The following is an 8773-nucleotide window of genomic DNA, read 5'->3' as shown; positions in this document are numbered from 1 at the left end:
CGCCCGCCGTTCCCCGGCGCGATCCCACCCACCGACATCCCGGGAAGAGAATCACACCACCATGGCGAACTTCACCGCCGCCGACGTCAAGAAGCTCCGTGAGCTGACCGGCGCCGGCATGATGGACTGCAAGAAGGCCCTGACCGAGGCCGAGGGTGACGTCGAGAAGGCCGTCGAGATCCTCCGGGTCAAGGGGCAGAAGGGCGTCGCCAAGCGCGAGAGCCGCACCGCCGAGAACGGCGCCGTGGTCGCGATCCTGGCCGACGACAACACCTCCGGTGTGCTGGTCGAGCTCAAGTGCGAGACCGACTTCGTCGCCAAGGGCGAGAAGTTCCAGGCCGTCGCCAAGAGCATCGCCGAGCACGTCGCCTCCGCCGCCCCCGCCGACATCGAGGCCCTGCTCTCCTCCGAGATCGAGGACGGCAAGACCGTCCGCGACTACGTGGACGAGGCCAACGCCACCCTCGGCGAGAAGATCGTGCTGGACCGCTTCGCCCGCTTCACCGGTGGTTACGTGGGCACCTACCTGCACCGCACCAACCCGGACCTGCCCCCCCAGGTCGGCGTGCTGGTCGAGCTGGACAAGCCCGAGGCCGGTGTCGCCAAGGACGTGGCTCAGCACATCGCCGCCTTCGCCCCGAAGTTCCTCACCCGCGAGGACGTTCCGGCGGAGACCGTGGAGAACGAGCGCCGCGTCGCCGAGGCCACCGCCCGCGAGGAGGGCAAGCCCGAGGGGGCCCTGCCGAAGATCGTCGAGGGTCGGGTGAACGGCTTCTTCAAGGAGAACACCCTCCTGGACCAGCCCTTCGCCAAGGACAACAAGAAGACCGTGCGCAAGGTGCTCGAAGAGGCCGGCGTCACCCTGAAGAGTTTCGCCCGCTTCCGCGTCGGCGCCTGACCCCGACCGACGCGCGAGCGTTCGACGGTCGGACGCGTCCGGGCCCCCGGGCCGCTATTGTCGGGCGTGCCGCGGTCCCGTCCGGACCATCCTCCGGATGGACCCCGGAAGGATCCGCGGCACGCCGTCCGACACCGGCGTCGCACCCGGGATCGCCGGATGCCGTGGCCCGCGCCGGCCGTCCGGACGCGGACCGGACCACGCAGTCGTGAGCAGGAGGCCATTGCCGCGCCAGGGAACCGCGAGGATCCACCGGCAATGGCCTCCTTCGCATGTGCACCAGGAGAGCCCATGAACGAAGACGCCCCCGCACCGAGGACGGACCATCGAGCCGGCCGCCCCTCCCGCTTCCTGCTGAAGCTCTCCGGAGAGGCGTTCGCCGGGGGTGGAGGGCTCGGCGTCGACCCGGACGTCGTCCACAAGGTCGCCCGGGAGATCGCCACCGTCGTGCGGGAGGGGGCGCAGATCGCCGTCGTACTCGGCGGCGGCAACTTCTTCCGCGGCGCCCAGCTCCAGCAGCGCGGCATGGACCGGGCCCGTTCCGACTACATGGGCATGCTCGGCACCGTCATGAACTGCCTCGCCCTCCAGGACTTCCTGGAGAAGGAGGGGATCGACTCCCGGGTCCAGACCGCGATCACGATGGGCCAGGTGGCCGAGCCCTACATTCCGCTCCGCGCCATTCGCCACATGGAGAAGGGCCGGGTCGTGATCTTCGGCGCCGGTATGGGCATGCCCTACTTCTCCACCGACACCACCGCGGCCCAGCGTGCCCTGGAGATCCACGCCGAGGCACTGTTGATGGGCAAGAACGGCGTGGACGGGGTCTACGACTCCGATCCGGCGAAGAACCCCGAGGCGGTCCGTTTCGACGTCCTGGACTACAGCGAGGTCATCACCCGTGATCTCCGGGTCGCCGACTCCACCGCCATCACGCTCTGTCGTGACAACAGCCTGCCGATCCTCGTCTTCGAACTGCTCGCGGAGGGCAACATCGCCCGGGCGGTTCGGGGTGAGAAGATCGGCACACTCGTGAACAGCCAGGGCCGGCGGGCCTGAACGGCCCGCTCCACACACCGAATCAGGAGCACGTGGTGATCGAAGAAGCTCTCCTCGAGGCCGAGGAGAAGATGGAGAAGGCCGTGGTCGTCGCCAAGGACGACTTCGCCGCGATCCGTACCGGTCGTGCGCACCCGGCCATGTTCAACAAGATCGTCGCCGATTACTACGGCGCGATGACCCCGATCAACCAACTCGCGTCGTTCTCCGTGCCCGAACCCCGCATGGCCGTGGTCACGCCCTTCGACAAGAGCGCCCTGCGCAATATCGAACAGGCCATCCGTGACTCCGACCTGGGGGTCAACCCGTCCAACGACGGCAACATCATCCGGGTCGTCTTTCCCGAACTGACCGAGGAACGGCGCCGCGAGTTCATCAAGGTCGCGCGTTCCAAGGCCGAGGACGCGAAGATCTCCATCCGCGGTGTCCGCCGCAAGGCCAAGGAGATCATCGACCGGGCCGTCAAGGAGGGTGAGGTCGGCGAGGACGAGGGCCGTCGCGGCGAGAAGGAGCTCGACGACACCACCGCCAAGTACGTGGCGCAGGTCGACGAACTGCTCAAGCACAAGGAAGCCGAACTCCTCGAGGTGTGAGGCACGTCCCGCACCCCGACCAGCGCGGCCCCGGGCCCTCCCGGGGCGCGCACGCGAACGGAAAGCACCGATGAACGAGTCACCGCGATCGACCCCCGAACACGTTGTTCACCCGCCGGCCGGGGCCGGTGACGGGACGGGGGACGTGTCGCGGACTCCTCGTGTGTCGCCCATCCCCCACCCCGGCCGGTCGAGGGACCACGCCGGGAGCCACCGAACCGAACAGCGCGAGGAGCGTTCCGATGACCGGCACGGCCATCCGGTGAGCCCATCCGAGAACGGGACGCACCGCCGCAGGCGAGCCGGGCGTGACCTCCCCGCCGCCATCGGGGTCGGGGTGGGGCTGGGGGCCGTCATCCTCGCGACCCTCTTCCTGTACCGGCCGGCCTTCGTGGTGGTGGTCGCCGCGGCGGTCGTGGTCGGGGTATGGGAGCTGACCTCGCGCTTCTCGGAGACGAAGGGCATCTCGGTGCCCCTGCCGCCGTTGGCGTTCGGCGGCGCCGCGATGGTGGTGGCCGGCTACGCGGGAGGGCCTTCCGCGGCATGGTTGGCCGCCGCTGCCACGGCTCTCGCCGTGCCGGCCTGGCGCCTGTTCGGGGCTCCGGAGAACTACCTGCGGGACGTGACCGCCGGTGTCTTCGCGGTGTTCTACGTGCCCTTCCTGGCGACCTTCGTCACCATGATGCTCACCGCCGAGGACGGTGCCTGGCGGGTGCTGGTCTTCCTGCTCCTCACCGTGGTCAGCGACACCGGTGCCTACGCGGTGGGCTGGAAATTCGGCCGTCGCCGTCTGGCGCCCCGCATCAGCCCCGGCAAGACCCGGGAGGGTCTCCTCGGAGCGGTGGCGGCCGCCGTGGTGACCGGGGCGCTGTGCATGGAGTTCCTGATCGACGGCGGGGTCTGGTGGCAGGGGATCCTGCTGGGCCTGGCCGTGGCGGCCAGCGCCACCCTCGGTGATCTGGGCGAATCCATGATCAAGCGGGATCTCGGCATCAAGGACATGGGCACCCTGCTGCCGGGTCACGGCGGGATCATGGACCGTCTGGACTCGCTCCTCCCGACCGCCCCGGTGGTCTGGATCCTCTTGCTCGTCTTCGTCGGTTCCTGACCCCGGGCCGTCCCCGGGCCGTGCGAGGTCGGCCAACGGTGACGGACGACACCCGGGGACGACAGGGGTCCCACCCGCGCGGCCAGGGGGTTCGCGGATGATCTGCGACACTGGAGCGGTTATGCCTGCACCCGGAGAACTCACCTTCGTCGCGCCGCGCGGGGCCGCCCGTCCGCCGCGCCACCTCGCCGACCTCGACCCCGCAGCGCGCCGCGAGGCGGTCGCGGAGCTGGGGGAGAAGCCGTTCCGCGCCAAGCAGCTCTCGCAGCACTACTTCGGCCGGTGGGCCGACGACCCCGACCAGTGGCCGGACATTCCGATCGCAGCTCGGCGTCGACTGGCCGACGAGCTGCTTCCGCCGCTGATGACGGTGGTGCGGCACGCCTCCTGCGACGACGGGGCCACCCGCAAGACGCTGTGGCGGCTGCATGACGGCACGTTGGTGGAGTCGGTCCTGATGCGCTACCCGGACCGGGTGACGATGTGCATCTCCTCCCAGGCCGGTTGTGGCATGAACTGCCCCTTCTGCGCCACCGGACAGGCGGGCCTGGACCGCAACCTGTCCACCGCCGAGATCGTGCACCAGATCGTGGCGGGCATGCGCGCGCTGCGCGATGGTGAGGTGCCCGGCGGTCCGGCCCGGCTCTCCAACATCGTCTTCATGGGCATGGGCGAGCCGTTGGCCAACTACAAGCGGGTCCTGGGCGCGATCCGGCGCCTCACCGACCCGGTCCCCGACGGGCTGGGGCTCTCCCAGCGCGGCATCACCGTCTCCACGGTCGGGCTGGTCCCCGCCATCCACCGCCTCATCGAGGAAGACCTCAAGTGCCGGCTGGCGGTCTCGCTGCACGCCCCGGACGACGAGTTGCGCGACACCCTGGTGCCGGTGAACACCCGGTGGAAGGTGCGCGAGGTGCTGGACGCGGCCCGCGCCTACTCCGAGCGCTCCGGTCGGCGGGTCTCGATCGAGTACGCGCTGATCCGTGACATCAACGATCAGGCGTGGCGAGCCGACCTGCTGGGCCGGCTGCTGCGCGGCATGCGTGCGCACGTGAACCTCATTCCGCTCAACCCGACGCCGGGATCGAAGTGGACCGCCTCACGTCCGGAGGACGAGCGGGCGTTCGTGGAGATCCTCGACGGTCACGGGGTGCCGGTGACGGTGCGGGACACCAGGGGGCAGGAAATCGACGGAGCCTGCGGGCAGTTGGCGGCCTCCGAGCGCTGAACGCCGGCTGCGTCGGGGTGTGGGGGAGGCGGTCGGTCGGCTGTCGGGGCGTGGATGGCGCGCTTCCCCGGCCGGGGCGCCGTTCGGCGGTGCCGGTTCCCGGGTTAGGGTTGCCGTCGAACAGGCGCCCGACCCGGGCGTCCGTCCACCGCCCGACAGGGGAGCGCTCGCAGCGCTGAGAGTGCGGCACACCGGCCGCAGACCCTTTGAACCTCGCCCGCGCGGCACCGCGCCGCAGGGTAGGAAGTTCGGATCCTCTCCCGTGCAGCCGTGCGCGCCCTCCCGACCGGGCCCGACACGAACGCCGAGGTCCCGCACCATGAACCGCACGGCCGTCACCACCATCGCCGCCTGCCTCGGCGTCGCCCTGCTCGCCGGCTGCGGCTCGGGCGACGGCGAGGGCGAGGGCGAGGAATCGTCCGCCGAGGTCAACGGGGAGAGCCCCGACACCGTCGCCCCCGTCACCCTGCTCACCCACGACTCCTTCGACATCTCGGAGGAGGTCCTGGAGCGTTTCACCGAGGAGACCGGCCACCGGGTCGTCATCGTGCGCGGTGGTGACGCCGGCGTGATGGTGAACCAGGCGGTGCTGACCGCCGGGAACCCGCAGGCCGACGTCCTGTTCGGGGTGGACAACACCCTGCTCTCCCGAGCCGTGGACGAAGGAGTGTTCGAGGAGTACGAGGCCGCCGGTCTCGACGCCGTCCCGGACGACCTGCTGCCGCCCGACGGGGGACGGTCGGTCACCCCCATCGACACCGGGGACATCTGCGTCAACTGGGACCGCGCGTGGTTCGCGGAGGAGGGCATCGAGCCGCCCGAGACCCTGGAGGACCTCGCCGACCCGGCCATGGCCGATCTCCTGGTCGTGCAGAATCCCGCCACCTCCTCGCCGGGTCTGGGCTTCCTGTTGGGCACCGTCGCGGCCTTCGGTGAGGACGGCTGGAAGGACTACTGGCAGAGCCTGGTCGACAACGGTGTCGAGGTCGTCAACGGTTGGGAGCAGGCGTACTACGACCACTTCTCCGGATCCGGCGGCGGTGACCGCCCGCTGGTGGTCTCCTACGCCACGAGCCCGCCGGCCGAGGTCCTCTTCGGTTCCGACCCCGATCCGGAGGAGGCCCCCACCGGTGTGTCCACCGGGACCTGCTTCCGTCAGGTCGAGTTCGCCGGCCTGCTCGCCGGGGCGGAGAACCCCGAGGGAGGTCGGGCGCTGATCGACTTCATGCTCTCCGAGCCCTTCCAGGAGGACCTGCCGCTGACCATGTTCGTCAACCCGGCCCGCGCGGACGTGGATCTGCCGGAGGTCTTCACCGAGCACGGCGCGGTCATCGAGGACCCGTACACCCTCGCCCCGGAGGTCATCGCCGAGAACCGCGCCTCCCTGGTGGACGACTGGACGGCACTGGTCCTGCGGTGAGTCCGGCCGCCCGCGGGCGGGCCGCGCGCTGCGGGCTGATCGCCCTCCCCGTCGCCTTCCTGGCGGTCTTCTTCGCCTACCCCGTGACCGCGATCGTGTCGCGGGGCCTGCGCGAGGACGGCGCCTGGCGGCCGGGTCGGGTGGCGGAGGTGCTCTCCGATCCGGGCATCGGCCAGGTGGTGTGGTTCACGGTGTGGCAGGCGGCCGCCTCCACCCTGCTGACCCTCTTCCTGGCCCTGCCCGGGGCCTGGGCGCTGGCCCGTCTGGACTTCCCGGGCCGCCGCCTGCTGCGTGCCGTGGTCACCGTGCCCTTCGTGCTGCCCACCGTGGTGGCCGGGTCGGCGTTCCTCGCCCTGGTGGGGCGGGGTGGCCTGCTGGACGACCTGTTCGGTGTGCGACTGGACGGCACGGTGTGGGCGATTCTCCTGGCCCATGTCTTCTTCAACTACGCCGTGGTGGTGCGCACCGTCGGCGGGATGTGGGAGCAGGTGGACCCCCGGCAGGAGGAGGCCGCCCGGGTGCTGGGGGCGGGCCGGTTCACCGCCTGGTGGCGGATCACCCTGCCGGCACTGGCGCCGTCGGTGGCCGCCGCCGCGCTGATGGTGTTCCTGTTCACCTTCACCTCCTTCGGCGCCGTACTCATCCTGGGCGGGCCGCGGCTGGCCACCCTGGAGGTGGAGATCTACCGGCAGACCGCCCAACTGCTGGACCTGCCCACGGCGGCGGTGCTGAGCATCGTGCAGTTCGCCGCGGTGGCGGTGATGCTGTGGGTGCACGCCCGCACGGTGCGCCGACGGGAGGCGGGGCTGCGGTTGACCGGAGCGGTGGATCCGGCCCGGCCACCGCGCGGGGTGGGGCAGTGGCTGTTGCTGGGCTGGGTGCTGCTGGTCATCGGGGCGCTCCTGCTGTTGCCCCCGGCGGTGTTGGTGGAGCGTTCGCTGTCGGTGCCCGGCGGGGGATGGGGGCTGGATCACTACCGTGCGCTCTTCCTCGACGGCGGCGGCACCTTCCCGGTGGCCCCGATGGAGGCGGTGGGCAACTCCCTGCGCTACGCCGCGGTGGCCACCGTGATCGCGGTGGTCGTCGGTGGTCTCGCGGCGGCGGCGCTCACCCGTCGGGCCGGGCGCCTGGTGCGGGGGTTCGACGCGCTGTTGATGCTGCCCCTGGGCACCTCGGCGGTCACCGTCGGGTTCGGTTTCCTCATCGCCCTGGACGCTCCGCCGCTGGACCTGCGGTCCTCCTGGATGCTGGTGCCGATCGCCCAGGCCCTGGTGGGGGTGCCGTTCGTGGTGCGGGTGATGCTGCCGGTGCTGCGCGCGGTGGACGACCGGTTGCGGCAGGCGGCGGCGGTGTTGGGGGCCTCACCGTGGCGGGTGTGGCGGGAGGTGGATCTGCCCCTGGTGCGGCGGGCGCTGGTGCTCGCGGCGGGGTTCGCCTTCGCCGTGTCCATGGGGGAGTTCGGGGCGACGGTCTTCATCGCCCGGCCGGACGCCCCGACGCTGCCGGTGGCGGTGGCCCGATTGTTGGGGCGGGCCGGTGAGCTGACCTACGGGCAGGCGATGGCCCTGAGCACCATCCTGATGGTGGTCTGCGCGACGGTGTTGCTGGCCCTGGAGCGGATTCGGCCACTGCGCTCGGGTGCCTTCTGACGGCGGCGCCCTCTTCCGCCCCGGTGACCCGCCCGGGTCTCCGGGGCGGGTTCGGACAGGGGGAGAGGACGGGAGAACGATCATGGGAATGACCGGAATCGCCGGTGAGCCGCTGCTGCGTCTGGAGGGCATCACCGTCCGTTTCGCCGGGGCGCAGGAGCCCTCGGCGGTGGACGGGGTGGATCTGGAGGTGCCGGAGGGCCGGACGGTGTGCGTGCTGGGCCCCAGCGGCAGCGGTAAGTCCACCCTGTTGCGGGTGGTCGCCGGGTTGCAGCGGCCCGACGCCGGTCGGGTGTTGCTGGAGGGCCGGGACCAGGCGCGGGTCCCGGCACATCGGCGGGGGGTGGGGCTGATGTTCCAGGACCACCAGTTGTTCCCGCAACGCGATGTGCTGGGCAACGTCCTGTTCGGCCTGCGGATGCGGGGCACGGACCGGGGCGCCGCGCGGGCCCGGGCCGAGGAGTTGCTGCGTCTGGTGGGACTTCCGGACGCCGGGGGGCGCGCCCCCGCCTCGTTGTCCGGCGGGGAGCAGCAGCGGGTGGCGCTGGCGCGGGCCCTGGCGCCCGGCCCCCGGATCCTGATGCTGGACGAGCCGCTCGGACAGTTGGACCGGGACCTGCGGGAACGGCTGGTCATGGAGCTGCGAACGCTGTTCCGGTCCCTGGGGACGACGGTATTGGCGGTGACCCACGACCAGGGGGAGGCCTTCGCGATGGCTGACCGGGTGGTGGTGATGAACCGGGGTCGGGTGGCGCAGGTCGGCACGCCGGTGGAGGTGTGGCAGCGGCCGGCCTCCGCCTTCGTGGCCCGTTTCCTGG

Annotated in this window: 8 protein-coding genes; all 8 read left to right on the top strand. The window is 71.2% G+C overall.

Annotated elements, in window-relative coordinates:
* Window positions 1–61 precede the first annotated feature (61 nt).
* Window positions 62–898 carry a translation elongation factor Ts gene (tsf, locus tag FNQ90_RS05990; RefSeq protein ID WP_143623274.1) on the top strand — a complete coding sequence of 279 codons (837 nt, stop codon included), beginning with the start codon at window positions 62–64 and terminating at the stop codon, window positions 896–898.
* A 291-nt stretch (window positions 899–1189) separates the two neighbouring features.
* Window positions 1190–1957, top strand: coding sequence for a UMP kinase (gene pyrH / locus FNQ90_RS05985; protein WP_182605304.1), 768 nt, complete (start codon window positions 1190–1192; stop codon window positions 1955–1957).
* A 35-nt stretch (window positions 1958–1992) separates the two neighbouring features.
* Window positions 1993–2550, top strand: a complete 558-nt coding sequence (gene frr / locus FNQ90_RS05980; protein WP_143623269.1) for a ribosome recycling factor — start codon at window positions 1993–1995, stop codon at window positions 2548–2550.
* Window positions 2551–2620: 70 nt separating this feature from the next.
* On the top strand, window positions 2621–3658 hold the full coding sequence (locus FNQ90_RS05975) for a phosphatidate cytidylyltransferase (RefSeq protein WP_194432283.1): 1038 nt from the start codon (window positions 2621–2623) through the stop codon (window positions 3656–3658).
* Between the two features lie 121 nt (window positions 3659–3779).
* A complete protein-coding gene (gene rlmN / locus FNQ90_RS05970) occupies window positions 3780–4886 on the top strand; it encodes a 23S rRNA (adenine(2503)-C(2))-methyltransferase RlmN (protein WP_182605302.1) in 1107 nt (368 codons plus the stop codon).
* A 319-nt stretch (window positions 4887–5205) separates the two neighbouring features.
* A complete protein-coding gene (locus FNQ90_RS05965; RefSeq protein WP_182605301.1) occupies window positions 5206–6306 on the top strand; it encodes a thiamine ABC transporter substrate-binding protein in 1101 nt (366 codons plus the stop codon).
* Window positions 6303–7955 carry an ABC transporter permease gene (locus tag FNQ90_RS05960; RefSeq protein ID WP_323379798.1) on the top strand — a complete coding sequence of 551 codons (1653 nt, stop codon included), beginning with the start codon at window positions 6303–6305 and terminating at the stop codon, window positions 7953–7955. The genes FNQ90_RS05965 and FNQ90_RS05960 overlap by 4 nt, the downstream gene beginning before the upstream one ends.
* An 88-nt stretch (window positions 7956–8043) precedes the next feature.
* Window positions 8044–8773 (top strand): ABC transporter ATP-binding protein (locus FNQ90_RS05955; protein ID WP_182605305.1); only part of this gene is annotated, 730 nt, incomplete at its 3' end.

This window comes from Streptomyces alkaliphilus, from assembly GCF_014141535.1.
Lineage (GTDB): Bacteria > Actinomycetota > Actinomycetes > Streptomycetales > Streptomycetaceae > Streptomyces > Streptomyces alkaliphilus.
The sequence above is the reverse complement of the archived record's forward strand: the minus strand, read 5'-3'. Positions and strand labels throughout refer to the sequence as shown.

Excerpts from the sequence above, each read along its gene's own strand:
- tsf (WP_143623274.1), top strand. The coding sequence starts at position 62 with ATGGCGAACTTCACCGCCGCCGACGTCAAGAAGCTCCGTGAGCTGACC.
- pyrH (WP_182605304.1), top strand. The coding sequence starts at position 1,190 with ATGAACGAAGACGCCCCCGCACCGAGGACGGACCATCGAGCCGGCCGC.
- FNQ90_RS05975 (WP_194432283.1), top strand. The coding sequence starts at position 2,621 with ATGAACGAGTCACCGCGATCGACCCCCGAACACGTTGTTCACCCGCCG.
- rlmN (WP_182605302.1), top strand. The coding sequence starts at position 3,780 with ATGCCTGCACCCGGAGAACTCACCTTCGTCGCGCCGCGCGGGGCCGCC.
- FNQ90_RS05965 (WP_182605301.1), top strand. The coding sequence starts at position 5,206 with ATGAACCGCACGGCCGTCACCACCATCGCCGCCTGCCTCGGCGTCGCC.